Source organism: Shinella zoogloeoides, assembly GCF_020883495.1.
Classification (GTDB): domain Bacteria; phylum Pseudomonadota; class Alphaproteobacteria; order Rhizobiales; family Rhizobiaceae; genus Shinella; species Shinella zoogloeoides.
The window spans coordinates 3,671,807-3,698,465 of the sequence record NZ_CP086610.1; the positions used below are offsets into that span (position 1 = coordinate 3,671,807).

Annotated in this window: 21 protein-coding genes and 4 pseudogenes; 12 read left to right on the forward strand and 13 right to left on the reverse strand. The window is 62.4% G+C overall.

Translation table 11 applies throughout. The features are described 5' to 3' along the window. Window positions 1-19 precede the first annotated feature (19 nt). The 5 genes and pseudogenes from K8M09_RS18030 to K8M09_RS18050 form a co-directional block, all read right to left on the reverse strand. On the reverse strand, window positions 20-436 hold the full coding sequence (locus K8M09_RS18030) for a GNAT family N-acetyltransferase (RefSeq protein ID WP_229341985.1): 417 nt from the start codon (window positions 434-436) through the stop codon (window positions 20-22). Then, entirely contained in the window at window positions 433-786 is a 354-nt protein-coding gene (locus K8M09_RS18035) for an ArsR/SmtB family transcription factor (RefSeq protein WP_160788093.1), read from the reverse strand. Before K8M09_RS18035 ends, K8M09_RS18030 begins: the two co-directional genes overlap by 4 nt. Before the next feature lie 218 nt (window positions 787-1,004). Beyond that, window positions 1,005-1,898, reverse strand: a pseudogene (locus K8M09_RS18040) (IS481 family transposase). 216 nt (window positions 1,899-2,114) lie between these two features. After that, window positions 2,115-2,441, reverse strand: coding sequence for a DUF736 domain-containing protein (locus K8M09_RS18045; protein ID WP_160788156.1), 327 nt, complete (start codon window positions 2,439-2,441; stop codon window positions 2,115-2,117). Window positions 2,442-2,950: 509 nt separating this feature from the next. Next, window positions 2,951-3,724, reverse strand: coding sequence for an SDR family oxidoreductase (locus K8M09_RS18050; RefSeq protein ID WP_160788157.1), 774 nt, complete (start codon window positions 3,722-3,724; stop codon window positions 2,951-2,953). A gap of 138 nt (window positions 3,725-3,862) precedes the next feature. Here K8M09_RS18050 and K8M09_RS18055 point away from each other — a divergent pair, with 138 nt between their 5' ends. Next, window positions 3,863-4,762 carry a LysR family transcriptional regulator gene (locus K8M09_RS18055; protein ID WP_151664186.1) on the forward strand — a complete coding sequence of 300 codons (900 nt, stop codon included), beginning with the start codon at window positions 3,863-3,865 and terminating at the stop codon, window positions 4,760-4,762. A gap of 217 nt (window positions 4,763-4,979) precedes the next feature. Here the strand turns inward: K8M09_RS18055 and K8M09_RS18060 are convergent, their stop codons facing one another. Genes K8M09_RS18060 through K8M09_RS18070 form a run of 3 tightly spaced genes read right to left on the reverse strand, consistent with a single transcriptional unit; the run spans window position 4,980 to window position 8,097 of the window. Beyond that, on the reverse strand, window positions 4,980-6,353 hold the full coding sequence (locus tag K8M09_RS18060) for a Dyp-type peroxidase (RefSeq protein WP_050746443.1): 1,374 nt from the start codon (window positions 6,351-6,353) through the stop codon (window positions 4,980-4,982). A 3-nt stretch (window positions 6,354-6,356) separates the two neighbouring features. Beyond that, window positions 6,357-6,968 carry a hypothetical protein gene (locus K8M09_RS18065; protein ID WP_035219808.1) on the reverse strand — a complete coding sequence of 204 codons (612 nt, stop codon included), beginning with the start codon at window positions 6,966-6,968 and terminating at the stop codon, window positions 6,357-6,359. A gap of 40 nt (window positions 6,969-7,008) precedes the next feature. Continuing rightward, window positions 7,009-8,097 carry a catalase family protein gene (locus K8M09_RS18070; protein WP_035219810.1) on the reverse strand — a complete coding sequence of 363 codons (1,089 nt, stop codon included), beginning with the start codon at window positions 8,095-8,097 and terminating at the stop codon, window positions 7,009-7,011. A 155-nt stretch (window positions 8,098-8,252) separates the two neighbouring features. Here K8M09_RS18070 and K8M09_RS18075 point away from each other — a divergent pair, with 155 nt between their 5' ends. From K8M09_RS18075 to K8M09_RS18120, 10 genes and pseudogenes are all read left to right on the forward strand, one after another. Continuing rightward, window positions 8,253-8,876, forward strand: a complete 624-nt coding sequence (locus K8M09_RS18075; RefSeq protein WP_160788158.1) for a TetR/AcrR family transcriptional regulator — start codon at window positions 8,253-8,255, stop codon at window positions 8,874-8,876. Beyond that, entirely contained in the window at window positions 8,873-9,370 is a 498-nt protein-coding gene (locus K8M09_RS18080) for an acyl-CoA thioesterase (RefSeq protein WP_197426847.1), read from the forward strand. Before K8M09_RS18075 ends, K8M09_RS18080 begins: the two co-directional genes overlap by 4 nt. Next, window positions 9,367-10,233 (forward strand): 3-hydroxyacyl-CoA dehydrogenase, encoded by an 867-nt coding sequence (locus K8M09_RS18085; RefSeq protein WP_046407406.1) that lies wholly within the window; start codon window positions 9,367-9,369, stop codon window positions 10,231-10,233. The genes K8M09_RS18080 and K8M09_RS18085 overlap by 4 nt, the downstream gene beginning before the upstream one ends. A 27-nt stretch (window positions 10,234-10,260) precedes the next feature. Beyond that, on the forward strand, window positions 10,261-12,027 hold the full coding sequence (locus K8M09_RS18090) for an oleate hydratase (RefSeq protein WP_035219816.1): 1,767 nt from the start codon (window positions 10,261-10,263) through the stop codon (window positions 12,025-12,027). Window positions 12,028-12,068: 41 nt separating this feature from the next. Beyond that, complete coding sequence (locus tag K8M09_RS18095) at window positions 12,069-14,558, forward strand: heavy metal translocating P-type ATPase (RefSeq protein ID WP_160788159.1); 2,490 nt, start codon at window positions 12,069-12,071, stop codon at window positions 14,556-14,558. 108 nt (window positions 14,559-14,666) lie between these two features. Then, window positions 14,667-15,233: a TetR/AcrR family transcriptional regulator gene (locus K8M09_RS18100; RefSeq protein WP_037093117.1), complete on the forward strand. Its 567-nt coding sequence runs from the start codon at window positions 14,667-14,669 to the stop codon at window positions 15,231-15,233. A gap of 49 nt (window positions 15,234-15,282) precedes the next feature. Further along, a pseudogene (locus tag K8M09_RS18105) lies at window positions 15,283-15,978 on the forward strand (quinone oxidoreductase family protein); the annotation flags it as partial. A 133-nt stretch (window positions 15,979-16,111) separates the two neighbouring features. After that, complete coding sequence (locus K8M09_RS18110; RefSeq protein ID WP_160788268.1) at window positions 16,112-17,323, forward strand: IS256 family transposase; 1,212 nt, start codon at window positions 16,112-16,114, stop codon at window positions 17,321-17,323. A 55-nt stretch (window positions 17,324-17,378) separates the two neighbouring features. Next, window positions 17,379-17,693: pseudogene (locus tag K8M09_RS23745) on the forward strand (hypothetical protein); the annotation flags it as partial. Beyond that, window positions 17,662-18,555: pseudogene (locus K8M09_RS18120) on the forward strand (IS481 family transposase). The pseudogenes K8M09_RS23745 and K8M09_RS18120, both read left to right, overlap by 32 nt. Window positions 18,556-18,795: 240 nt before the next feature. On the opposite strand, the gene istB reads toward K8M09_RS18120, so the two are convergent. From istB to K8M09_RS18140, 4 genes are all read right to left on the reverse strand, one after another. Further along, a complete protein-coding gene (gene istB / locus K8M09_RS18125) occupies window positions 18,796-19,554 on the reverse strand; it encodes an IS21-like element helper ATPase IstB (RefSeq protein ID WP_229341919.1) in 759 nt (252 codons plus the stop codon). Further along, on the reverse strand, window positions 19,551-21,047 hold the full coding sequence (istA, locus tag K8M09_RS18130; RefSeq protein WP_382379779.1) for an IS21 family transposase: 1,497 nt from the start codon (window positions 21,045-21,047) through the stop codon (window positions 19,551-19,553). Before istA ends, istB begins: the two co-directional genes overlap by 4 nt. Before the next feature lie 119 nt (window positions 21,048-21,166). Continuing rightward, the gene (locus tag K8M09_RS18135) at window positions 21,167-21,427 is read right to left on the reverse strand and encodes a Tar ligand binding domain-containing protein (RefSeq protein ID WP_229341991.1); all 261 of its coding nucleotides are present in this window, start codon (window positions 21,425-21,427) and stop codon (window positions 21,167-21,169) included. Between the two features lie 451 nt (window positions 21,428-21,878). Then, window positions 21,879-22,289 carry a nuclear transport factor 2 family protein gene (locus K8M09_RS18140; RefSeq protein ID WP_160786826.1) on the reverse strand — a complete coding sequence of 137 codons (411 nt, stop codon included), beginning with the start codon at window positions 22,287-22,289 and terminating at the stop codon, window positions 21,879-21,881. Between the two features lie 283 nt (window positions 22,290-22,572). On the opposite strand from K8M09_RS18140, the gene araD reads away from it, so the two are divergent. Continuing rightward, on the forward strand, window positions 22,573-24,315 hold the full coding sequence (araD, locus tag K8M09_RS18145; RefSeq protein WP_160786825.1) for an L-arabinonate dehydratase: 1,743 nt from the start codon (window positions 22,573-22,575) through the stop codon (window positions 24,313-24,315). An 88-nt stretch (window positions 24,316-24,403) separates the two neighbouring features. Here the strand turns inward: araD and K8M09_RS18150 are convergent, their stop codons facing one another. Beyond that, window positions 24,404-26,419: a methyl-accepting chemotaxis protein gene (locus K8M09_RS18150; protein ID WP_229341994.1), complete on the reverse strand. Its 2,016-nt coding sequence runs from the start codon at window positions 26,417-26,419 to the stop codon at window positions 24,404-24,406. Window positions 26,420-26,659: the final 240 nt, after the last annotated feature.

Below are 26,659 nucleotides of genomic sequence, written 5' to 3' on the forward strand. Positions count from 1 at the left end.
GTCGGCGGCTTGATAAGCCTCATGATGGTCGCCGATGATGGGCAGATGGAGGAAAGCTGGCGGGTCGCCAGCACGGCTGCGGGAACGCTGTTCCGCTGGACTTCAGAAATCCGATGCGCGTGAAGAACGGTGCTGCACTCGTCGTGGCAAGGAAGACGTCGCCGGCATGGTCGAGACCCGCCACCGCCCGCTCGACCAAAGCGCTCCCCAGTCCTTGCCCTCGATGATCGGGAAGCACGACGACCGAACGGAGGAGAAAATCGTCGCCGCAGCGCTCGACACCGATGAAACCGACAGCCCTGCCATCCGATGACTGCGCCCTGAAGAAGGTGCGGCCGTGATCCTCGATGTCATCAGTTGGCAGATGCGCGTCCGTCAAGGCTGCCTTGAGGTCAGCGTCGTTGCCCTCAATCCGCTCCAACCTGATCGCGCTCATGACAGCTTCGCCTCCGGGGCGCAGCAGGGCGTCAACTCGGCGATGAGCGGGGCGCAAAGCTCCGTCGATCCGCCACAGCAGTCTTTCAGGAGGAATAGCGTCAGCTCACGCAGGCCGTTGAGGTTTGCCCGGTAGATGATCGACCGCCTCTGCCGCTCGCTCGTCACCAAGCCTGCCCGCGAAAGCGTTGCGAGATGCGCCGACATGGTGTTTTGCGGTACGTCGATGAGGCGGGCGAGCTCACCGGCCGGGATGCCGTCGGGTTCGTGCCGGACAAGAAGGCGGAAGGTCTCCAGTCGCGTGGTCTGTGCCAAGGCGCCGAGCGCCGCAATTGCTGTGTTGTTATCCATATATCCAGATTATCGGATATATTGAGATTGTCAATCGCGGGCGGAGATTAACGTCGTGTACCCTTCTCGGACATGGCGACCACAAAGTCGCCAAGGGAGCTGATCCCCCATGCAAAGCGAATAGTCTCACGCATCGTCTTTTCCTTCCAGGTTCGGCGTCGGTCGAACATAGAAGTCGATGTAATCTTCTGAAGGGCGATGAGACATCCTTGTTTGGATTATAGGCGTTCGCGGAGGATTTCGTAAGGTGCCTTTCCATTGAAAGCGCCATGCGGCCTTGCAAGGTTGTAGAACCTCTCCCATTCGCTGAGCTTTTGAACGAGGTCGGTGTCGTCTGTATATGACAAAAGCTGGTAGAACTCTTGATCATCAGTGCGGTGTGACCGTTCGACTTTTCCATTTAGTTGGGGCGACGCTGGCTTGATATAGGCGTGCCGGATGCCCTGGTCTTCGACGTGCCAGTGGAATTTGGCCTGGAACTCGTGCCCATTATCGGTGCGCACTTCGCGAATGCGGAACGGGAATTTGGCGATTACGGTGTCGATGAAGTCTATGGCGTTGGCCTGGGTGTGGCGATCATAGACCTTCAAGGCCCGGATGCGGGTGGCATCGTCGATTGCCGTGTATTGGAAGCGCTTGACGACCTTGCCGTCAACGCCTTCAAATTTCAGGAATTTTACGTCGACCTATATCTGATGCCCCGGCACGCGCTGCTCGTATCTCTGGGTATGGATTTTCCTAACACGCGTACCGCCGGGAAGCCGACTAAGCCCGTTCCGCTTCAGAATTCTATAGATGCAGGCGTCAGAGATGGTGATGGCATGGTACCGGCTCATATACCAGGAAATGCGCATCGGGCCGAGATGATATCTGGTGCGCAGATGCAAGACTTTCTCGATGATTTCTGCAGGCTTCTGGTTAGCGGGATTTTTTGGTGCGGAGGATCGGTTCTCAAGCCCGGCCTCGCCATAGCGCTCGAAAGCCGATTTCCATCGATAGAAACTGGCTCTGCCAATACCGAAATAGCGGCAGGTTTGCGATACGTCACCGTGACGCTCGGCATGTTGAAGAACGCGCAGCTTATGTGAAACTTCCCGTCGGAATGTCATCATCGCGATTATCCTCGTGATCGAAAGTCAAAAACAAGGATGTCTCGAAGGTCCCTACTTTTCTACACGCCAGAACTACGACTATAATAGTCGTTCTTGGCTTATTTTGCGAGCCAAAAGGCGCTGCTGGTTCCGTCGCTAGGGAGCGATCCAGTGAAACTGATTCGGTCGTTCTGAATGAAGGCCCCGACCTTTGGGTCGGGGCCTTGCGGGGGAGCCTCAGTCGGCGCGCCTGCCGTTGGGGCGGGACCAGATTAGCGAGAAGGTATCTTCGCCCTCGTCGTCGAAGAGGTTGGCGTAGATCGGGGCGTTGAAGCTCGGATCGTCGAGCTTGAGGCCCAGATAGTCGCGACCCTCGTTGGAGCGCTTGGACCAGGCGGCGCCGATCTCGGCGCGGCCGACCAGGACCCGGTGGCTGGGGGCGTTCTCGCCGGCGGCGCGCTGGTCGGGGACGATGCGCACGTTCTTGGCCTGGACGCTGAGGGTGACGATGTCGCCGGTGAACTCGTTCGAGCCGGTCTTCTTAAAGGTGCCGATGGTCGCCATTGTAAATCTCCGTTTTCCGTTCCCGAGCCCGCACCATGCGGTCTCGATGGCGATCGGCAGGCCGGAGGCGATCGACGGCGCACCCCTTGCTCAGGGTCCCCGGCGCAGTTGCGCGCTGGGGGTGAGAATGGGGCTAGACAGCCAAGGAGGGCTTTCTTGTTGCGCGCGGAATGACGGCGCAGCCGGCAGGGGAAGAAAGTTTGACGCGGCTGTTGCGGCATAGGCGATCGAGGCGAAGCCGGTCTTCAGCCAGATCAGGCCATTGGAGAGACCGTTTGGAGCGATCGAGGCACGGTCAGACAACGGAGAAAATGGTGCCCTCCCGCACCGAAAAGCCGGCGCCACGGCAGGGTTCAGCGGCTTCGTCTCCTCCCGCCAAGCCAACGTTGCTGCCTCCTGACCTCCCGTCGCCCTGAAAGAGATCGCCGCGCCGAATGTCCGGTGCCCCGCCAAGACATGGCTCTGCCCATACGGCGCTTCAGGGAGGTAATCGAGAACTACATAGGACTCTATTTCGTGGTGTAGCCGCCATTGACGAGAATCGTCTGGCCCGTCATCCACCAGCCGTCAGAGACCATGAAGCGAATATACGGGACGATGTCCTCAATGTCGGTGAGGCCGGTCTTCGAGTATCCCGACAGAGCTGCGGCGGTCTTATGGTAGGCGACGGCATCGGCGCCTTCGGCCGGATAGAAGAACGGCGTATCCATCGGACCTGGACCAATTGCCGTCACTGAGATGCCACGCTCGCCGAACTCCTTGGAGGCTGCGCGGGTAAAGTGTTCGACCGGAGCCTTGGTGCCGGCATAGCTAGAATAGAAGGGCGTGAAGGCGCCGAGCAAAGAGGTGACGACCGTCTCCAGCTTGCCGTTGTCGTTCAGGTGCTTGCCGGCTTCCTTGATGAAGAAGAAGGCCGTCTTGGAGTTGACGGCGCTCATCCCGTCATATTCGGCCTCGCTGATCTCGACGATGGGCTTCTTCAGTACCTTGCCGACGGTGTTGATGGCGATGTCCGGACGGCCGATGGCGGCGACAGCATCGGCGAACAGTTTCTCGACGGCCCCGGCGCTGGTCAGGTCGGCCTGGAAGGCCACCGCTTCCGCGCCCGCAGCCTTGACGGCGGCAACGGTCGCATCGGCATCCGCCTTGCTGGCGGCGCTGTTGTAGTGGATCGCAATGGCTTTCGCGCCATGGGCGGCGAGATCGCGGGCGATCAGTCCGCCGAGGTTCTTCGCCCCTCCGGCGATGATGACGGTTTTGCCTTTGATGCTGTGATCGGTCATGGACGGCCTCCTTTGCCGGGCTGCAATCGCACCGGCGACCGCTTTTGTTGAGCAACCATATCCGCTAGGATTGGCCAATAAAGCTGATCATTCTGACATTACTTGTCAGAAAATCAGCACAATTGGAGTTCTGACTGTTTGGACCGCGTCGATCTGTTCCGCATGTTTGTGCGTGTCGTTGAATGTGCGAGTTTCACCCGCGCGGCCGACACGCTGGGCGTTCCGCGGTCCTCCGTATCGGCCGGCATTCAGGAATTGGAGGGACGGGTTGGGGCGCGGCTGCTACACCGCACGACCCGCAAGGTCTCCCCGACACAGGACGGCATCGCCTTCTATGAGCGCTGCCAGCGGGTCATCGCCGACGTCGAGGATACGGAAAATCTTTTCCGGCAGACCGCCGCCAAACCGTCGGGCAAGCTGCGGGTCGATGTCCCGGGGCGGATCGGGCGTCTGATCATCGCGCCGGCTCTGCCCGGCTTCCTCGACAAATTTCCCGAGATCGACATCGACCTCGGCGTCACCGACCGCGCGGTGAACCTGGTCGAAGACAGCATCGACTGTGTGCTGCGTGTGGGGCCGCTCAACGACTCAGGCCTGATCGCGCGGCCTATTGGAAAGTTGCTACTGATCAACGTCGTCAGCCCAGCCTATGTGACGCGGCATGGCACGCCAGGCTCTCCTGAAGATCTGGGAGATCACTGGGCGGTCAATTATGCTTCTCCGACCAGCGGCCGTGTTGAGGATTGGGAGTGGCTGGAGCAAGGGAAGCTGCATCGGGTTCCGTTGCGCGGGCGGGTCACTGTCAACAGCGCCGAGGCCTACATCGCCTGTTGCCTCGCAGGCCTCGGCATGATCCAGATCCCAGCCTATGACGTGAAACAGCATCTTGAGGCGGGAGAATTGGTCGAGGTGATGCCCGGCCATCGAGCCGAGCTGATGCCTATGACGTTACTCTATCCCCACCGCCAGCACCTTTCACACCGGCTGCAGGTATTTGCCGATTGGCTTGAGACGCTGCTGAAGGACAAGCTCTTATGAAGAGCAAAAGCCACCCGGGATCCGAAACGCCTGCGCTCAAGCGGTCCGGATGACCGAAGCGTCCTCGCCGATCATGCGTTAGAGGCAGTTTTTGCAGACGTCAGGATTACCGATCGGGCCAGACGCGACTGGCAAAGATCATGGTGAGGCCGAACGCAGCGATCCTGATGAATTGCACGTTCATCTTCACAAAGGCCAACGACTGACCGGCGGGTTCCTAACCCCAGCTCCCGGCCGCCAGCCATTTGAGCGCGGACAGGCTTGGCATGAACAGATATTCGCCGCCCTTCATGACATTGAAAGTCTGCACACCGTCGATGCGCTTGCGCGCCGGCGCCTGCGGGATCGTGAACCGGCCATCATCCTCATGCAGGCCAACGATCGGATCGCGCTCTTCGCCAAGGTCGACGAAATTGCCTCGGTTGATCCACTCCTGCTGCATGAACTCGATCGTGTCGTAGGCACGCGCGCTGATGAAGATGAAGAACAGGCCGCGATCGCCGTTGGCATCGTCCTCAGGCCCCACATCCTCGGAATAAACCGGCCCGAAGGTCGAGGAACGGCGAATGATGCGGTGGATGTTGACGTCGGTGAGCAGCGTCAACTCGGAATCGCGGGGATTGAGCCGTCGCATATGGCAGCCGAGCGGCACGACGCGGCCTTTGGGATCGTCCTTGAAGGTGAAGTCGTTGTTGCGCTGCGGATCGGCGCCGAGGTCGGGATCGTCGTGATCGTGCGCCAGCGTCAAGGGTGCGCCGGAGCGCCAGCGCCCGAACATCTTGGCGGCAAGGCGCTCGCGTTCCTCCGGCGTGTCGCCATGTGCCTTGAGGAAGGCGTTGAAGCAACCGACCCGGCTGTTATACTTGCGCATTACGACGAAGGTGCCGTTCCTTCCGAGAACCGCAGGCTCGGGCATGCCGAGCGGCTGGCCGTTCTCGCTCTCATAGCCGAGGATGAATTCGCCGGCCTTGATCGGCCGCTCCTCGCCTGGCAGCGGATCAACGCCGCTGCCCTCCACTGCGGGCTGGGAGATCGAATCCCGGAATCCGAACGGGTTTTTCGCGCCGTCCGGCGCGCCGAAGCGATGCTCGCCGAGCAAGGTGACGCCGCTGCTCCGGTCGAGTTCGGTGCGCGCCGTCGCCAGCGCCTTGTCGAGCGCATCATCGTCGACCGCGTAGATGGTCAGCGCGAGATGGCAGTTGCCCGGCTTGAACACGTCTTCCCAGTTTTCCGGCGCGTTGGGTCCGAAGTCGCGAAGCTGCTCCGCGCGTGCGGCCATGCCCTGCTGGAACGGGAGCGGAAAGGTCTTGAGCTGGGCGTCGGGAACGCCGAGCGCCTTCAGACCCTCGAAGCTGAGCGCAGCGCCGATCCAGAAATCGAGATCCTCGCTCCAATTGTCGGCCGAAGCGATATGCGGTGCCAGCCGGCCGAGAAGATTGCGGGCTCCCGCTGCCTCGTCGAAATGGAGCATGGCGTGAACGCCGACATAGGGTTCCGGCCGGCTTCTGAGGATCAGCGCCTGGATGTCCTGCAGGTCGAGCGTGACGCTATCCCGCGAGAAGTGCTCTTTTAGTTTCTGAAGGATCGCCATGGCTCAGCCCACCTTGTCCAGGAATTCGTTGACGGCATGTTCGAGCCGTTGGAGCCGGCGCACATCGACGACGGTGACCTGCGGATTGGCGACGAACCAGCCGGCGGCGGTGATCTGATGCTCGGCGATGAAGTCCTTGACCTCGGGGCTGGCGATGCCCGGCCAGCCCTCGACCGAGGCGAAGATCAGGTCCATCAGATCGGGGATCTTGGTGGCGAAGTCGTTGATATAGGTGTCCCAGTCGCCGTCATAGGCGGTGGCGAACAGGATGCGGGTGTCGTTGTCGAAGAACACGAACCGCATGTTGTGCAGCGTGCCGACCTTCTGCGCCCCGTCGAAATTGCCGTTCACCAGCCCGAATATGCGTTTCAGCCGATCCGCGCCGCCGGGCTTGAGGTTGGCGATGGCGGTGAGCTCGGAGACATTGCCGGACTGCGCGCCGACGCGACCGGCCGAGCCGGCTGTGCCCTTGAGGTCGGGATTATGCTTCGTCACCATCTGCTCGAGGGCGAGCTTGGCGAGCTGTGGCGCATCGCCAACCACTTCCTCGATGCGGCGGCGGATGGCCTGCAAGCGGGTTTCATCGATCTGCGGGGTTTCTTCGGTCTCGGCCATGGCTGGCCTCCTTTCGTGATTGCGTGTGACGATCGGATCGTCAGTCCGGAATGACGTCGATGCTCGCCGGCTCGACGCGCGGTTGCGCGTTCATTTCGTGGCGGTAGCGGGTGGATCGTTCATAGGCGGCGATGCGCACGCGCATGATCGAGCCGAGTGGCTGATGATCGCGGATACCGTGCCAGGGATTGAACGACAGCACATCATCGCCGTAGACGCGCCGCGCCGGCGAATAGGCCTCCTGTGGCGGGATGCGCAGGGTCGCGATCGGCTGGTGCGGCGAAAGGTCTTCCGGCCAGAGCACGGCGGCGTCCTCGACCGGCATCCTGTCGAGATCGGCACAGAGCTGAGCACGGAGCTGATACTCTGCGCCTTGCTCGCGGAAATGTTCAACCACCAGATCGCGCATGGTGGAATCCTCAACCGCGCCGACATCCTTGCCGGTCAGTGCACGGACGTTGTCGGAGAACGGCGCGGCACTGATCTTGGCGATATGGTCGCCGAAGCGGATCGCCGCCATCGAATGATAGGTTTCGCCCAGCAGATGGTTATTGTCGCGAGCGAGCCCGCGCAGCGTGGCGCCGGGCTCGACGCCGACCGCTTCGACTGCCGCCTCCACGCCGCGCGCGACCCCAGCCATCGCTCGCTGGAGAAAGGCCGGGTTCTGGGCATTCTTCTCCAGAAGGCTGATGAGCTGGCGATATTTACCGATCGTGCCGAAGCTCAAGGTCGGGATGTTGACGAGCAGGAAATCCTGGTTGTGGCCCTGGTCTTCGGGGAGAAGCCGCTCGCCATCGACACCGATCACCTTGATCGCCATGCCACGCGGCGCGGGAATGGTATCGGAGTGGATGTCGCCCGGCGCCGAAGAGAGGCGGATCACCACCGGATAGTTGGCGGGTCGGGCGAACAAGCCCTGGCGCAGATGCGAGGGCAGTTCGTGAACGATCAGTTCGCCCTTCAGGAACCCATGGCTTTTGGCATGGGCGTCGCGCACGGCGTGGCGATGACGCTCGAAGGCCCGCCGGTTGGTGGTGGCCATGATCTCGAGGATCTCGGCGGTCAGCCGCTCCTCGTCCTCGCCGAGAACCTCCACGTCCGGGGAATAGCCAATGTAGGTTTGAGCCAAGAGCGCTCCTTCACACTGAGATTTCGTTGCCCAGGAACGATTTCGAGTCGAAATCGCCGTTGATTTAGGATATCAGTTGATATCTGGTTTCACTGAGAACGCGGAACCTCCGAAAAGGTTTCGCACGTCTCGCCCGTTGGTTGGAGAACGAACCCATGCCGCTTACGCGCAAGGACACGCAGCGCCAGACGCGGGACCGGCTGATCGCGGCCGCGCATTCCTCGATTATCGAGGAGGGGGTCGCTGCCATGTCGATTCGCAACATCTGCAGCGCCGCAGGGCATTCGCAGGGCGCCTTCTACTCGAACTTCGCCAGCAAGGATGATCTGCTGGTCGAGATCCTGCAAAGCCATATCCAGGACGAGGTCACACTGCTTCGCGACCTGGTCGCGCACTGCTCCGGCGACGATATCGAGGCGACGCTGCAGGTGCTGGCCGCGCGGCTCGCGAAGTTGGCCGACGAGGCACAATGGTCACTGCTCTCGATCGAATTGCAGCTCCATGCCCGGCGCGATCCGGCTTTCGCCGAGCGGCACCGGGAGGGCAAGGCGGCCTGCTATCGGATGTTCAGTGAGCTCGTCGCCGATCTGACGCAACGCTTCGCACTTCGTCCGGCCTTGCCGCCGATGCAGACCGGTATCGGTCTTTACGCGCTCTGGATGGGACTGGCGGTGCAGGGCGATGTCGAAGGCGCCATGCCGCGCGACGAGATGCTCGTCGGCTTCTTCCGCGCCATGGCAGGACTGGGTTCGTCGCATGAGGAGCAGGCGTATTCGTGAGCGGGATCGTGTCAGATCGTCGACGCATCGGCTGCGATGAGCACGGACACCCACTCGTCGGCGAGGTGGATGAGCATCGGCGCTTCCATATCCGCTTCCGCGCCCGGGACGCCGACATCGACGAACTCGGCCATGTCAACAATGCGGTCTGGGTGACCTGGATTCAGGATGCGTCGGTGGCGCATTGGCTGACGGCCGCGCGGCCGCAGGATCGCGACCGGTTCGTCGCGGTCGTGCTGCGCCATGAGGTCGACTATCGCGGCAATGTCCGGGCGGGAGACGAGGTCAGTGCGATCACCTGGGTCGTCCGAGCGCCGCGGGGTGCCCGCTATGCACGATGTGTCGAATTCCATGCCGAAGACGGCCGGACGATCGTCGCCTCGCTGACCCAATGGGCCCTGGTCGATCGGGAAACCGGCAAGCTGGCCCGCGTCCCGGTGGAGGTGGCGGCTCCGTTTCTAAGTGACGATACCGCGCAGAAGGAAATTGGATGAGCGATATCAGGAAAGTGGCGGTTCTCGGCACGGGAGTCCTCGGGAGCCAGATCGCCTTCCAGACGGCCTATAGCGGCTTCGATGTTGTCGCCTACGACATCAGCGAGGAAGCGCTCGAACAGGCGCGCGCACGGCTGGCGGCGCTCGTCGAAACCTACACGAACGAGGTGTCGGGCGCGGCTGGCGGCAAGGCGGCCGGGGCGCTCAAGCGGATCGCTCTGCTGAGCGATCTCGGCGCGGCCGTCGCGGACGCGGACCTCGTGATCGAGGCGGTTCCGGAGGTTCTTTCGATCAAGCAGGCGCTCTACGAGAAACTGGCGGGGCTCGCGCCGGACAGGACGATCTTCGCCACCAATAGCTCGACCCTGCTGCCGAGCGACCTGAAGGCTTACACCGGCCGACCGGACCGGTTTCTGGCGCTGCACTTCGCCAACAGCATCTGGAAGTTCAACACCGCCGAGGTGATGGGCACGGACGACACCGATCCGGCCGTGTTCGATGCCCTGATCGCCTTCGCCTCCGCCATCGGCATGGTGCCGATCCCGGTGCGCAAGGAGAAAGCGGGTTACGTCCTCAATTCGCTTTTGGTGCCGCTCCTGAACGCGGCCGCCGATCTGGCGGCCGGCGGCTATGCCGAGCCGGAAGATGTCGACAAGGTCTGGCGGATCGCCACCGGCGCGCCGATGGGGCCGTTCCAGATCTACGACATCATCGGATTGAACACCCCCTACAACATCCTCTCGCATGGCGACGAGCATGCTCAGTCGCTCGCCGCCTGGCTGAAGGAAAACTACATCGACAAGGGCAGGCTCGGCATCGCCTCGGGCGAAGGCTTCTACAGCTACAAGCCCTCCGCAGACTGATCCCAACAAGAAGAACAGGAGTTCGCCATGCACTATAGCAGCGGAAACTATGAAGCCTTCGTGCGTCCCCGCAAGCCCGAGGGCGCCGACAAGAAGACGGCCTGGTTTGTCGGTTCGGGGCTGGCGGGGCTTGCCGGCGCGGCCTTCCTGATCCGCGACGGCGGCGTTTCCGGCGACCGCATCACCATCCTTGAAGAGCTGGAAATCCCTGGTGGCGCGCTCGATGGTCTGGACGTGCCCGAAAAGGGCTTCGTCATTCGCGGCGGCCGCGAAATGGAAGAACATTTCGAGTGCCTGTGGGACCTTTATCGCTCGATCCCCTCGCTGGAGATCGAGGACGCCAGCGTGCTCGACGAGTTCTACCGGCTCAACAAGGACGATCCCAACTTTTCGCTCCAGCGCACGACGCAGAACCAGGGCCAGGACGTGCCCGACAAAGCGCTGTTGACGCTAAACGACAAGGCCCAGAAGGACCTGCTCTCGGTCTTCCTCGCGACGCGCGAGGAGATGGAGAACAAGCGTATCAACGAGGTCTTCGGCGAAGACTTCCTCAAAAGCAATTTCTGGCTCTACTGGCGCACCATGTTCGCCTTCGAGGAATGGCATTCCGCGCTGGAGATGAAGCTCTACCTGCACCGCTTCATCCATCATATCGGCAGTCTCGCCGACTTCTCCTCGCTCAAGTTCAACCGCTATAACCAGTATGAATCGATGGTCCTGCCGCTGGTGAAGTGGCTGACCGATCACGGCGTCACGTTCCGCTACGGCGTCGAGGTCACCGATGTCGATTTCGACATCCAGCCCGGCCGCAAGCAAGCGACCCGCATTCACTGGAAAGAGCGCGGCGTCGAAGGCGGCGTCGATCTCGGGCCAGACGATCTCGTCTTCATCACGATCGGCTCGCTGACCGAGAATTCCGACAATGGCGACCACAGGACGCCGGCGAAGCTCAATGAAGGACCGGCGCCGGCCTGGGACCTGTGGCGCCGCATCGCCGCGAAGGATCCGGCCTTCGGCCGCCCCGACGTGTTCGGCGCCCATATCCCGGAGACGAAATGGGCCTCCGCCTCCATCACTGCCCTCGACGCCCGCATTCCGGCCTATGTCGAGAAGATCACCAAGCGGAACCCCTTTACCGGCAAGATCGTCTCCGCCGGTATCGTCACGGTGAAGGACTCGGCGTGGCTGCTGAGCTGGACGGTTCATCGCCAGCCGCATTTCAAGAAGCAGCCCAAAGATCAGATGATCGCCTGGTTCTACGCGCTCTTTGTCGATTGCCCCGGCGACTTCGTGAAGAAGCCGATGCAGGAATGCACCGGTGAGGAGATCACCCAGGAATGGCTCTATCACCTCGGCGTGCCGGTCGAGGACATTCCCGAACTCGCGGCATCCGGCGCCAGCACCGTTCCCACGATGATGCCCTATATTACCGCCTTCTTCATGCCGCGCCAGGCGGGTGACCGGCCGGACGTGGTGCCGGAGGGCGCGGTCAACTTCGCCTTCATCGGCCAGTTCGCGGAATCGAAGCAGCGGGACTGCATCTTCACCACGGAATATTCGGTGAGAACCCCGATGGAGGCCGTCTACACGCTGATGAATGTCGAGCGCGGCGTGCCGGAGGTCTTCAACTCGACCTATGATATTCGTACACTTCTTGCTGCGATCGGTCCGCTGCGGGACGGCAAGGGCATCGATCTTCCCGGACCGGCCTTCCTGCGCAAGCTGCTGATGAAGAAGCTCGAAGGCACGGAGATCGCCAAGCTGCTCGAAGAGTTCCATCTGATCGAGGAGTGAACAAAGACCGGAAGGCACGCGCGGCGTGTGAAAGGTGATGAATGGCCGACGACGATCAGAAGAGCGAACGCGCCGCCGAGGTGACTGGGGCGCACGGCCATCATCACCATCATGAGCCGGACGGCGAAACGCCGTCCGGTCACGTCGACCATGATCCGGTCTGTGGCATGGTGGTCGATCCCGCCAGGACCGCTCACAAGGCTGAGTATGAAGGCGAGCGTTACGCCTTCTGCTCGGCCGGCTGTAAGGCGAAGTTCGACGCCGACCCCGTGCATTATGCAGCACGGGTAGCGCATGCCGAGCCGCACCATGAGGGTGCTGCTACCCATGGCGATCATTCCCACCCTAGCCACACCCATAGACTTGATCGCCATGAGCATCACCCCGTTGCGGCGTTAACGGCAGCCGTAACGGAGGGCACGATCTGGACCTGCCCGATGCATCCGGAAATCCGCCGGGACGCGCCGGGCAGTTGTCCGATCTGCGGCATGGCGCTGGAGCCGCTGATCGCGGCGGCGGATGCCGGACCCAGTCCCGAACTTGCCGATATGACCCGGCGCTTCTGGATCGGCCTCGCGCTCGCCTTGCCCGTGTTCCTGCTGGAGATGGGCGGCCACCTGATCCCGGCGCTGCACCATCTGGTGCCGATGCACATCTCGATCTGGATCCAGTTCGCCCTGGCGACGCCGGTGGTGCTGTGGGCCGGATGGCCGTTCTTCGCGCGTGGCTGGGCGTCGATCGTCAACCGCAGCCTCAACATGTTCACGCTGATCGCGATGGGGACCGGCGTCGCCTGGGGATACAGCATCGTCGCGACATTCGCGCCGCAGCTCTTCCCGCAGGCTTTCCGTGACGCTGATGGCGCGGTCGCGGTCTATTATGAGGCGGCCGCCGTCATCACCGTGCTGGTGCTGCTTGGTCAGGTTATGGAGTTGCGCGCCCGGGAACAGACGTCCGGCGCGATCCGCGCGCTTCTCAATCTCGCGCCGAAGACCGCACGACGCATCGGGGCAGACGGTGTGGAAGAAGATGTGCCGGTCGAGGCGATTGCGATCGGCGAGCGGCTCAGGGTCCGGCCCGGGGAAACCGTGCCGGTGGATGGCGTGGTCGAGCAGGGGCGCTCATCGATCGATGAATCGATGGTGACCGGCGAATCCATGCCGGTGACGCGCGTAGTCGGCGAAGCGGTCGTAGGAGGGACGCTGAATCAGACCGGCGCGCTCGTCATCCGGGCGGAAAAAGTCGGGCGCGACACGATGCTGGCTCGCATCGTCCAGATGGTCGCGGATGCCCAGCGCTCGCGTGCGCCGATCCAGCGCATGGCTGATCAGGTGTCGGGCTGGTTCGTGCCGGTCGTCATCGCCGTAGCGCTGCTCGCCTTCGCGGCCTGGGGTGTATGGGGGCTAGAGCCGCGTCTGGCGCATGGCCTGATCGCGGCCGTTTCCGTGCTGATCATTGCCTGCCCCTGCGCGCTCGGGCTTGCGACGCCGATGTCGATCATGGTCGGTATCGGCAAGGGGGCGGCCGCCGGCGTTCTGATCAAGAACGCGGAGGCGCTCGAGCGGATGGAGAAGATCGATACTCTGGTGATCGACAAGACCGGGACGCTTACCGAAGGCAAACCGGCGGTGACCCGGATCGTCGCGGCGCCGGGATTTGTCGAGGAGATCATCCTGCGGCTGGCGGCAGGTGTTGAAAAAGCCTCGGAGCATCCGCTTGCGCGCGCGATCGTGGCGGCTGCCGAGGAACGAAAGATCGCCATCCCCGATGTCGCCGATTTCGACTCGCCGACCGGTAAGGGCGCGGTCGGCGTGATCGAGGGACGGCAAGTGGTGCTCGGCAGCACCGCCTTTCTCGCCGAGCATGGGATCGATACGGCGTCGCTCGCCGGGCAGGCGGATGAGTTGCGCCGCGACGGTGCGACGGCGATCTATATCGGGATAGGCAATGCCATCGGCGGCATCTTCGCCATCGCCGACCCGATCAAGGCGACCACGCCTGAGGCACTGAAGGCCCTGCATGCCGAAGGCATCCGCATCGTCATGCTGACCGGCGACAATCGCACCACGGCCGAAGCCGTCGCCAGAAAGCTCGGCATTGATGAGGTCGAGGCCGATGTGCTGCCGGACCAGAAGGCGGCGGTGGTAGAGCGCCTGAAGGCGCAGGGCAAGGTGGTGGCCATGGCGGGTGACGGCGTAAATGACGCGCCGGCGCTCGCCGCCGCTGATGTCGGCATAGCCATGGGATCAGGGACCGACGTTGCCATCGAGAGCGCGGGGGTAACGCTGCTCAAGGGCGATCTCACCGGCATTGTCCGCGCGCGACGCCTGTCGCAGGCGACGATGGCCAACATCCGCCAGAACCTCGCCTTCGCTTTGATCTACAATGCGGCAGGCGTGCCGATCGCGGCGGGGGCGCTCTATCCCACGTTTGGACTGCTGCTGTCGCCGATCATCGCTGCGGCGGCGATGGCGCTGTCGTCCGTCAGCGTCATTGGCAATTCGCTGCGATTGCGCGCCTTGAAGATCTGACGATCGGGCGATCCTCACCTAACGGCCACTGCCACCCGCAAATTGTGCTGAAAGCAAAACCGAGCCGCCAAACTTGAATGATCGTTCCAGAATCGCTGTACATGGCTTATGGCAAGACCTCGAGAATTCGATACGGATGCTGCCCTGGACGGTGCGATCGCCGTGTTCAGCGAGCATGGGTATGAGGGCAGTTCGGCGCAGATGCTCGTGGACGCCATGGGCATCGGGCGGCAGAGCCTCTACGCGGCCTTCGGCGACAAGTGGCAGCTCTATTGCGCGGCGGTGCGGCGCTACGGCATGGGCGAATGCGCGGCGCATTTCGAGGCGCTTCGCAGCGGCGCGCGCGCCATCGACGGGATTGCCGCCATGCTGCGCCATGTCGTGGAGACAGCGTACACGCCCTGTCTCGGCGTCGGCTCGACCTGCGAGTTCGGTGCCTCGCGGCCGGACCTGGTCGATATCCATGCGGCACTGGGCAGGACATTGCACATGGCCATCGTCGCCCGCATGCGCGACGCGCAGCGTGAGGGCGATGTTGCAGCCAGCCTCGATCCCGAGGCTCTCGCGCAATTCCTGATCGCCAATATCGCCGGGATCCGCGTCGCCGGGCGTGGCGGCGCCGACCGATCAACCCTGGCTGCCCTGCAGGAGATGGTCATGCGCGCGCTGCGCTGACCCCTTTTTTGACCGATTGCGGAACGATCATTCAAGATAGGAGAAAGACATGCGAGCAGTAGTGATGACCGCGACCGGTGGCCGCGAGGTGCTGGAGCAGATCGAGCGACCGGAGCCTGTCGCCGGGCCGGGCGAGGCGCTGGTCGAGATCGCGGTTGCCGGGGTCAACTTCATGGATATCGGCGTGCGTCAGGGGATTGCCTGGACTGACATGCCCAATCCCAAGATCCTGGGCGTCGAAGGCGTCGGTCGAGTTCTGGCAGTCGGCGAAGGCGTCGAGGCTGTTCAGCCCGGCCAGCGTGTCGCCTGGGTCTATGCGCCCGGCAGTTATGCTGAGCGGATCGCGATCCCGGCAACGTCGCTGGTGCAGGTTCCCGATGCGGTCGACGATCGAACGGCGGCCTCGATCATGATGCAGGGGCTGACCGCCAGCCATTTCGCGACCGACTTCTATCCGGTGCAGCCCGGTGATGTTGCCTTCGTTCACGCTGCGGCAGGAGGTGTCGGCCTGCTCCTGACCCAGATCATCAAGTTGCGCGGTGGCCGGGTGATCGGTCGGGTTTCATCTGAGGACAAGGTCGCCGTCGCCCGGGAAGTGGGCGCAGACCATGTCATTGTCGACACGGAAGGGCGATTTGCCGAAGAGGCGCTGCGCCTGACCGATGGAGAGGGCGTCCATGTCGTCTATGACGGATCGGGACCGACGACGTTTCAGGGGTCGCTCGGTAGCGTCCGCGCACGTGGTGTAATTTCGGAGGCGCATTGAGGTGGAAACGGCGGTGGAGAATGAGCTGCCGAATTCGTTGAGCGCAAGGTGGGCACCGGGCCTGTCGGAGAAGGTGGAGTTGCAAAGCTTCAACCAGCCGAAAGGAACCCCGATGACCGACGACAGATTAGCTCTTTCCGAGCTTGCCGCGAAGAGTGGCGATAGCGATTTTCTGCGCACGATTGCCGAAAGCGTGCTGCAACTGATCATGGAAGCCGATGTTGATGGCCTGATCGGCGCTGGGCGCTATGAACGTGGCGACAGCCGCCAGACATGGCGCAACGGCTACCGCGACCGCTCGCTCGACACCCGGCTCGGCACGCTGAACCTGAAGATACCGAAGATGCGACAGGGAGCCTACTTTCCCGGCTTTCTGGAGCCGAGGAAGATGGTGGAGAAGGCGCTGGTGGCCGTGATCCAGGAGGCGTGGATCAACGGCGTCTCGACGCGCAAGGTCGATGAGCTGGTGCAGGCCATGGGCATGACCGGCATCTCCAAATCCTCCGTCTCCAAGCTGTGCAAGGATATCGACGAGCGGGTGAACGCCTTCCTCAAGCGCCCCCTTTCCGGTGACTGGCCATACCTCTGGCTCGACGCCACCTATCTGAAGGTGCGTGAGGGCGGTCGCATCGTGTCGGTGGCGGCGATAATCGCGGTGGCGGTCAACACGGACGGGAAGAGGGAGATTGTCGGCCTGCACATCGGCCCCTCCGAAGCCGAGCCGTTCTGGACGAGCTTCCTGCGTGATCTGGTCCGCCGAGGCCTCACCGGCGTCAAGCTGGTCATCTCCGATGCCCATGAAGGGCTGAAAGCGGCCATTACCCGTATCCTCAGCGCGACATGGCAGCGCTGCCGTGTTCATGCGACACGCAATGCGCTGGCCTACGTTCCCAAGGGCCAGCACACCATGGTCGCCGCCGCGATCCGTCAGGCTTTCATCCAGCCCGACCATGACAATGCCGTGCAGACCTGGCGGCATGTCGCCGACCAGCTCCGCGCCAGATGGCCCAAGCTCGGTACCTTCATGGACAATGCCGAAGCCGACGTGCTGGCCTACATGGCCTTCCCCGCCCAGCACCGCACGAAATTACATTCAACGAATCCACTCGAACGCCTCAACAAGGAGGTCAAGCGCCGTGCCGATGTCGTCGGCATCTTCCCCAACGAGGACAGCATCGTTCGCCTCATCGGCGCGGTTCTGCTCGAAGCCAACGACGAATGGCAGCTCCTGAGCCGATACATGCAGGTCGAGGCAATGGCCGAGCTAAACCCACCAACAATCGAAGAGGAAACTACACTTCAGATTACACCCAGAGCCGCCTGATCATGACGGCCCGGTCCTACACCCGAAATTACACCAACTTGACGGACGCTATCGGTCGCTCGACGTTCTACGCCGCTCTGGCACCTTTTGCTGGTATGGCCCGGTGCTGGGCGGTCCGGGGCCACTCGATATCATGAGCCTGCCCAGGAGCATCAAGATCGGCTACGCGGTCTTCTTCGATCACGTGCATACCCCGGTCCTGCTTCGCAAGCATGCGGCGCAGCTCTTTCAGTGGGTCGCGGACGGCAAGCTCAAGGTCCGGATCGGCGGCGAATGTAGAAAAGTAGGGACCTTCGAGACATCCTTGTTTTTGACTTTCGATCACGAGGATAATCGCGATGATGACATTCCGACGGGAAGTTTCACATAAGCTGCGCGTTCTTCAACATGCCGAGCGTCACGGTGACGTATCGCAAACCTGCCGCTATTTCGGTATTGGCAGAGCCAGTTTCTATCGATGGAAATCGGCTTTCGAGCGCTATGGCGAGGCCGGGCTTGAGAACCGATCCTCCGCACCAAAAAATCCCGCTAACCAGAAGCCTGCAGAAATCATCGAGAAAGTCTTGCATCTGCGCACCAGATATCATCTCGGCCCGATGCGCATTTCCTGGTATATGAGCCGGTACCATGCCATCACCATCTCTGACGCCTGCATCTATAGAATTCTGAAGCGGAACGGGCTTAGTCGGCTTCCCGGCGGTACGCGTGTTAGGAAAATCCATACCCAGAGATACGAGCAGCGCGTGCCGGGGCATCAGATATAGGTCGACGTAAAATTCCTGAAATTTGAAGGCGTTGACGGCAAGGTCGTCAAGCGCTTCCAATACACGGCAATCGACGATGCCACCCGCATCCGGGCCTTGAAGGTCTATGATCGCCACACCCAGGCCAACGCCATAGACTTCATCGACACCGTAATCGCCAAATTCCCGTTCCGCATTCGCGAAGTGCGCACCGATAATGGGCACGAGTTCCAGGCCAAATTCCACTGGCACGTCGAAGACCAGGGCATCCGGCACGCCTATATCAAGCCAGCGTCGCCCCAACTAAATGGAAAAGTCGAACGGTCACACCGCACTGATGATCAAGAGTTCTACCAGCTTTTGTCATATACAGACGACACCGACCTCGTTCAAAAGCTCAGCGAATGGGAGAGGTTCTACAACCTTGCAAGGCCGCATGGCGCTTTCAATGGAAAGGCACCTTACGAAATCCTCCGCGAACGCCTATAATCCAAACAAGGATGTCTCATCGCCCTTCAGAAGATTACACAAGTCTCTGTGGACTCAGGCCCCCGCAACCAAACAAACAAAAGCCCCCGATGCAGAAATGCTCGGGGTGTCAACGGCGGAGTAAAAACCGGCCACGGGGCGGAGCAAAAGTCGGCCACTGTGGCGCCGGCCTGAGACGGCCGGGAGGGCGTAGCCCGAGCGGGGGTCTCAGGCCGGCGCGGCGATTTTTTGAGAGTAGTTTTAGCCGGCCTTTCGGGCTCGACTTTGAGCGAGGCGATAGCTGTCGCCGTTCATCTCGAGGATGTTGACGTGGTGGGTAACGCGATCGAGCAGAGCGCCGGTCAATCGTTCGGACCCCAGGGTTTCCGTCCATTCGTCAAATGGAAGATTGCTGGTGATCAGGGTGGCCCCGCGCTCGTAGCGTTGCGAGATCAGCTCGAACAGCAATTCCGCGCCGGTCTTTGACAGCGGCACAAAGCCCAGCTCGTCGATGATGAGCAGCTTGTAGCCGGCCATCTGTTTCTGGAACCGAAGAAGACGCCGTTCGTCGCGGGCCTCCATCATCTCGCTGACCAGGGCGGCCGCTGTCGTGAACCCGACGGACAGGCCTTTCTGGCACGCGGCCAGGCCGAGACCGAGCGCGACATGCGTCTTACCCGTGCCGCTCGGGCCCAGCGCAATGACGTTCTCCCGGCGCTCGATCCATTCACAGCGGGCCAGTTCCAGCACCTGCATCTTGTTCAGCTTGGGGATGGCTGTGAAGTCGAAGCTGTCGAGGCTTTTGACGATCGGGAATTTAGCCGCCTTGATCCGACGTTCGACCTTGCGGCGGTCCCGTTCGATCATCTCCCGTTCGGCAAGCCGGAACAGGTATCCGACATGATCGACGCCTTCGGTGGCGCATAACCGGGCCAGCTTCTGGTGCTCGCGCTGGAAGGTCGGCAGCTTCAGGGTCTTGAGATAGTGGGCGAGCAGGATGTCGGGTGCTTCGGTGCTCATGCCGCCTCTCCCGCATCAGACGACAGGAGGCGCATATACGCTTTCGCTGAGGTCTTCTCGACCGTCGCCCGCGGCAGGTAGGGATAGATCGACAGATCCAACCGCGGTGGCCGGCGCTCGACCCGGCACAGGATCAGATGCTTGACCGCATCGAAGCCGATCGCACCGAGCTGTATCGCCTGCTTCACGGCCGCATGCAGGTCCGCAAGGTCGAAGCTCTCCAGCAGGCGCAGAACCTGCACGTATTCCCGTCGGCCATGCTTTGCCATGCGGCCTTCCATCAGGCGGCGCAGCGTCGCGAACTCGTCCGGCAGGTTCCAGCCCTGGAGTGGAGCCGCCTGATCCAGCGCATTGATCTTCTGCTCGATCAGCGGCAGATAATGAACGGGATCGAAGACGACGTCTTCCCGTTCCCAGCATCGCGGATGACGGGCAATGATCTCGCCGCGGCAGCCGATCACCACCTCATTGACATAGCCCCGGACCCAGACGTCCTGATGGCCATAGGCGACCGGTACGGAATAGTCGTTGGTCTTGTAGCGCACCAGCGACTGGGCTGTCACCCTGGCGCTGGCCTGGTCGCAGGCATCGAAGGGAGACGCCGGTAACGGACGCATGGCCGCCAGATCACGCTGTAGCCGCTCCCCGATTGTCTCACTCTCACCGCGCAGCTTGTCGCGCTGGCGTTTGCGGCACTGCTCTTCCAGAAAGGCGTTGAACGCATCCCATGTCGCAAACTGCGGGATCGGCACCATAAAATTACGTCGGGCATAACCGACGAGTCCCTCGACATTCCCTTTATCGTTGCCCTTTCCCGGACGGCCATAGCGATCCCGGATCAGGTAGTGGGACAGGAAGCCGCTGAACAACGCCGCCCGCTTGCGTGTGCCGTCGGGCAGGATCTTGGCCACCAGGCAACGGTCATTGTCATAGACGATCGACTGCGGCACGGCCCCGAAGAAGGCGAATGCATGGATGTGGCCGTCGACCCAGGCCTCGGCCACCGCCGCAGGATAGGCCCGCACGTAGCAGCCGTCGCTATGCGGCAGATCCAGCACGAAGAAACGCGCCTTTTGCTCGACGCCGCCGATCACCACCGTCGCCTCGCCAAAGTCGGCCTGCGCATGGCCGGGCGGATGCGACAACGGCACGAACACCTCCTGCCGACGCTGATCCCGCTCGCGTATGTAGTCCTTGATGATCGTGTAGCCGCCGGTGAAACCGCACTCATCACGCAGGCGGTCGAACACACGCTTGGCAGTATGGCGTTGCTTTAGCGGCATCTTCAGATCTTCGTCGAGCCAATGCTCGATCGTCGAAACAAACGCATCCAGCTTCGGACGCCGGATCGGTGATCGACGCTGATAGCCGGGTGGTGTCGAATAGGCCAACATCTTGGCCACGGTCTCTCGCGAGATGTTGAAATGCTTCGCGGCCTGACGCTGCTTCATCCCTTCCGAAACAGCCAGGCGAACCCTCAAATAAAGTTCCACGGTGTAGATCCCCTGTCCCTCCTGCGATCATTGCAGAAAGGAAATAGGTGGCCGGATTTTACTCCGCCCGCAGCAGCATTATGCCGCCGCTACCGTGGCCGACTTTTCCACCGCCGCTCTCAGAGCGCCTGCATCTCCGCCTTGAATTCCGGTGCGTCGTTGACCATGGCCAGACGCGCCAGCGTGAGGCGCACATCGGCGAAATCGCTTTTCACCTCGCGGGAGGCCAGCAGGCGTTCGATCCAGAAGTTCCCGACCTTCTCGGCCGAGGTCGTTATGGAATGAATGCTCTGCAGGGCGATGGCGGACGAGACCGCAACGACGACGATGATGGCGCTCATCAGTGCGACGAGCGAGGCCTTGATGGAGAGGTTTTTCATGCTGGTCTCTTGAATGGGTATGGGAATGCGGAAAGAAGAGCGTGCGGCGCGCGCTGGCGCTGCCGGGCGTCATCGTCGTCTCGGGTTTGCATCACGCCCGGTGGGCGCCGCCGCTGCGATCCATGCGGCGAGTACATGCAACCTGATGCTGCATGTTCGGCTTCCGGGGAGGGAGGACGGCTTCTTGCCGCCGCCTGCTTCGGATATGGTCATCGATACCCGGTCTTGCCCCGTCTATTCTTGAAATAAGTCAAATACTGTTTATCATTCAGTCACGTAGCGGTAGCCATCTCTTCGGCACTGGCCATGCGCCACTGGGAAGACTGTGCCTCAGCGGTGGTTAATATTCTCATTATCGTTGCAACTTTAACTTGGTTATCCTCGCCGCGGCAAATGCGCGCGCCGTGTCCGGTGCGAGGATGTTCTCCGGGTATCACAGGAGATCCGGAAACTAGCCCAGGCGCACCCAGTCCATGGCCTCCAGGACATAGGGCGCGAACAGGAAGTCGCGGATGGCGGCGATCCGGCCGTCCGACCATTCCACCAGAACGAAATGCGCCGGGCCGTCCATCGGGCCATCGCTGTCGAAGACCAGCATGGCCGGGCGGCCCTCGACCGCGCCGAGGACGAAGCGCCATTTCGACACTTCGGCGTAGCGCGTGAAATAGGGTGTAATCTTCTCTCGGCCCTGCCATTGGAGCCGGTTCACGAGATCGAGTTTCACGTCGTCGGCGAGCATGGCACGGATCGCGTCGAAATCGCCGTTGCGGAACAGGTCGACATAGGCGGCGATCTTCCGCCGGTCCGTATCGGATATCAGCGGCAGCCGCATGTCCTCGGGCGCGCGGGAAAGACGCTGCAATGCCGCGCGCCCGCGCTGGAGCGCGGATTTGGCGGCGGCCGGCGAGCAATCGGCGATCGCGGCGGGACAGATTTTTGCGTGTGGCGGCCGGTTCGGGCGCTTCTTGCATTTGCGGCAATAAATGTCGCGGTATCATGACGCCTTTGATATGCAACGATATCGATTGATGATTTGACTGTTATGGGGCTTCCGCGCTTCCCTGTCAGTTATGGGGAGGATGGCGATTTGCGTTCGCGGACGCGCGCGCCTCATTGCCCGCAGGCACCAGAGACAAGGCACGACAATGACATTCAAACCCTCCCCCTGGCCGCGCAAACTGCGTTCGCAGGAGTGGTACGGCGGCACCTCGCGCGACAACATCTACCATCGCGGCTGGTTGAAGAATCAGGGTTACCCCCACGACCTGTTCGACGGGCGCCCGGTGATCGGCATTCTCAACACCTGGTCCGACCTCACCCCCTGCAACGGCCACCTGCGCGAGCTTGCCGAAAAGGTGAAGGCCGGCGTCTGGGAGGCGGGCGGCTTCCCGCTGGAAGTCCCGGTCTTCTCCGCCTCGGAAAACACCTACCGGCCGACAGCCATGATGTACCGCAACCTCGCCGCGCTCGCGGTGGAGGAGACGATGCGCGCCCAGCCGATCGACGGCGCGGTGCTGCTGGTCGGCTGCGACAAGACCACGCCCTCGCTGCTGATGGGCGCGGCCTCCACCGATATCCCCTCCATCGTCGTCACCGGCGGGCCGATGCTGAACGGCTGGTTCCGCGGCGAGCGCGTCGGTTCGGGCACGGCGCTCTGGCAGATGTCGGAGGCGATCAAGGCCGGCACGATGAGCAAGGAGGACTTCCTCGACGCCGAGCAGGCGATGAGCCGTTCGTCCGGCACCTGCAACACGATGGGCACCGCCTCCACCATGGCCTCCATGGCCGAGGCGCTCGGCATGGCGCTTTCCGGCAATGCGGCGATCCCCGCCGTCGACAGCCGCCGCCGCGTCATGGCGCAGCTCACCGGCCGGCGCATCGTGCAGATGGTCAAGGACGACCTGAAGCCCTCCGATATCCTGACGCGCGAAGCCTTCGAGAATGCGATCCGCGCCAATGGCGCCATCGGCGGTTCGACCAATGCGGTTGTCCATCTGCTGGCGCTTGCCGGCCGCGTCGGCATCGACCTGACGCTGGACGACTGGGACCGCCTCGGCCGCAACGTGCCGACCATCGTCAACCTCATGCCGTCCGGCAAATACCTGATGGAAGAGTTCTTCTATGCCGGCGGCCTGCCGGTCGTGCTGAAGCGCCTCGGCGAGTCGGGCCTTCTCCACAAGGAGGCATTGACCGTCTCGGGCGAGAAGATCTGGGACGAGGTCAAGGACGTCACCAACTGGAACGAGGACGTCATCCTGCCGACGGAAAAGGCGCTGGCGCAGCAGGGCGGTATCGCGGTGCTCAAGGGCAACCTTGCGCCGAAGGGCGCGGTGCTGAAGCCGTCCGCCGCGACCGCCTCGCTGATGGTGCATCGCGGCCGCGCCGTGGTCTTCGAGGATATCGACGACTACAAGCGCAAGATCAACGATCCGGATCTCGATATCGACGAGACCTGCGTCATGGTTCTGAAGAACTGTGGTCCGCGCGGTTATCCCGGCATGGCGGAGGTGGGCAATATGGGCCTGCCGCCCAAGGTGCTGAAGAAGGGCATCACCGACATGGTGCGCATCTCGGACGCCCGTATGTCCGGCACGGCCTATGGCACCGTGGTGCTGCACACCAGCCCGGAAGCGGCCGCCGGCGGCCCGCTCGCCATCGTGCGCGACGGCGATTTCATCGAGCTGGACGTGCCGAACCGGCGTCTTCATCTCGATGTGCCGGAGGGTGAGATCGAGCGTCGCCTCGCCGAATGGAAGAGCCCGGTCGAGCGGCCGGCGAGCGGCTACGGCATGCTCTATCACGACCACGTCACGGGCGCCGATACCGGCGCCGACTTCGACTTCCTGCGCGGCGCGCGCGGCAACGACGTGCCGAAGGATTCGCACTGACGGTTCCCTGGGTCTCATGCCCCTCGAAAAATAAAGAACCCGCCTGCGAGGCCGCAGGCGGGTTTTTCGTTTGAGCGGGGCAGCGTTCTCAGAACTCTTCCCACTCGCCCTTCGTATCGAGCGCCGCATTGCCGCTGAAGGCGGCGCTGACCTTGCGGTTCAGCGCCCGGGCGGGAGAGGCGTGGGCGGTATCGCTCGCCCGTGCGCCGCGCATGCCGGCGGCCGGGGCCGAGGGCGCGCCTTCCAGCCGGAACTGGCTGACGAGGTCGCGCAGCCGCACGGCTTCGTTGGCGAGCGTGTTGGAAGCGGCGTTCGACTGCTCCACCATCGCGGCGTTCTGCTGGGTCGTCTGGTCCATCTGGTTGACGGCGGTGTTGACCTCGGCAAGCCCGACCGACTGCTCCTTGGCGGAGGTGGCGATCGATTCCATATGCGCGTTGATCTCGACGATGAACTCGCTGATGGTCTTCAGCGCCGTGCCGGCATCGCGCACCAGCTTCACGCCGCTCTCGACCTCGGTGGAGGAGTTGTGGATCAGCCCCTTGATTTCCTTGGCGGCCTGGGCGGAACGCTGGGCAAGCTCGCGCACTTCCTGCGCCACGACCGCAAAGCCCTTGCCGGCTTCACCGGCGCGCGCCGCTTCCACGCCCGCATTGAGGGCGAGGAGGTTCGTCTGGAAGGCGATTTCGTCGATGACGCCGATGATATTGGAAATCTGCTGCGAGCTTTCCTCGATCTTGCGCATCGCCTCTTCCGCATGGGAGACGACCTGGGCGGATTCGGCGGCCGAGCGGTTGGCGCGGCCGGCGACGTCCTTGGCCTCCTCCGTGCGCCGGGAGGAATTGGCGACGTTGACGGTGATCTCGTCGAGCGCCGCCGCCGTTTCCTCGAGCGAGGCGGCTTGCTGCTCGGTGCGCTTGGACAGGTCGTCCGTGCCGGAGGCGATTTCGCGGGTGCCGGTGTCGAGCGTGGAGATCGAGCCGGAAATTTCCGCGAGCGTGGTGCCGAGCTGGGAGACGGAGCGGTTGAAGTCGTGGCGCAGCGCCTCGAAATCCTGCGCGAAGGCCTCGTTGAGCTGGAAGGCGAGGTCGCCGCCGGCAAGGCGCTTCAGGCCGGCCGCAAGACCGGAGGTGGCGATGCGCAGGCGCTCGGCGGCGTCGGCTTCCGCCTTTTCCTGCAGGGCGATGCGTTCGGCCTCGGCGCGCTTGCGGTTTTCCGCCGCTTCCTGCTCCAGACGCCGGTTGGCGATGGCGCCCTGGCGGAAGACCTCCAGCGCCTTGCCCATGTCGCCGATCTCGTCGTTGTTCCTGGCAAGGGTGATCTCGTTGTCGAGATGACCGTCGGCAACTTCGCCCATCGAGAGGCGGATCTTGTCCATGCCGCCGATGATGCGCTTGAAGGTGACGAAGCCGACGATGGCGAGCATCAGGGCAAGCGTCGACATGGCGATGACGATCAGCGTCCAGTAGAAGGACGCCCTTACATTCGCCTCATCGACGGCGCCCTGGGTGCGGTTTTCAAGCTTTACGAAGAAGGCGTCGACCGGCTTCATGATGTCGGCCTTGAACTTGTGGTATTCCGGCGAGTTCACCATGGCGGTCGCCTTTTCCCTGGCGTCCGGGGCACCCGCGTCCACGAGGTTCATCGCCTCGGTCTCGATCTTGACCAGCGCGTCGGAGCGCTCGTTCGCCTGGCCGAGCAGGGCGAATTCCTCGTCGGTGAAGCCGGCCTGCTTCATCAGGTCGTTCATGGAGACGGCTGCGCCGTCCGGGCGCGGCTTGGCTTCGCCGCCCGCCACGAAGTCCCAGTAGATGCGGTGATAGTCCTCGGGACGCGCACGGGTGCCGTTCCGGATCTCGACGACGGCGTTGTACTGTTCCTTGTACGAGGGGTCGCCCGTTTCGGCATAGGTGCGCACGAGGCGGGTCAGGTCGTCGGACGACTGACGGAAATTGTCGGCGAGCAGGTAGGATTTATACTTTTGGTCGTAGGCGCCGGTGACATCGTCGGCCGCGCCGGCATAGCCCCAGAGGCTGCCGATCAGGCCCGCGATCGCCACGCCGGTTGCCGAGGCGAGGACAATGAATTGTGTTTTGATTCTCATGTTGGACATTTCCTGGGGTGGACATGTCTCTTCCGGAGCGCCGAATTCATTTCTGCCGTCATGAAGCCATGTCGCACATGAGTGCTCAGCCCGGCCGCATCGCCGGAGTGAGGGAAGGCTTGCTTATATTGGTTAGGAAATTGATAATGCGGCTCTTTTCCCGTCCTGTTTACTGCGGAATTGCAAGTATTCTTGATCGAAGGCAAATCCCCGAAAGCCTTCCCTGGCGTGAATTACGTA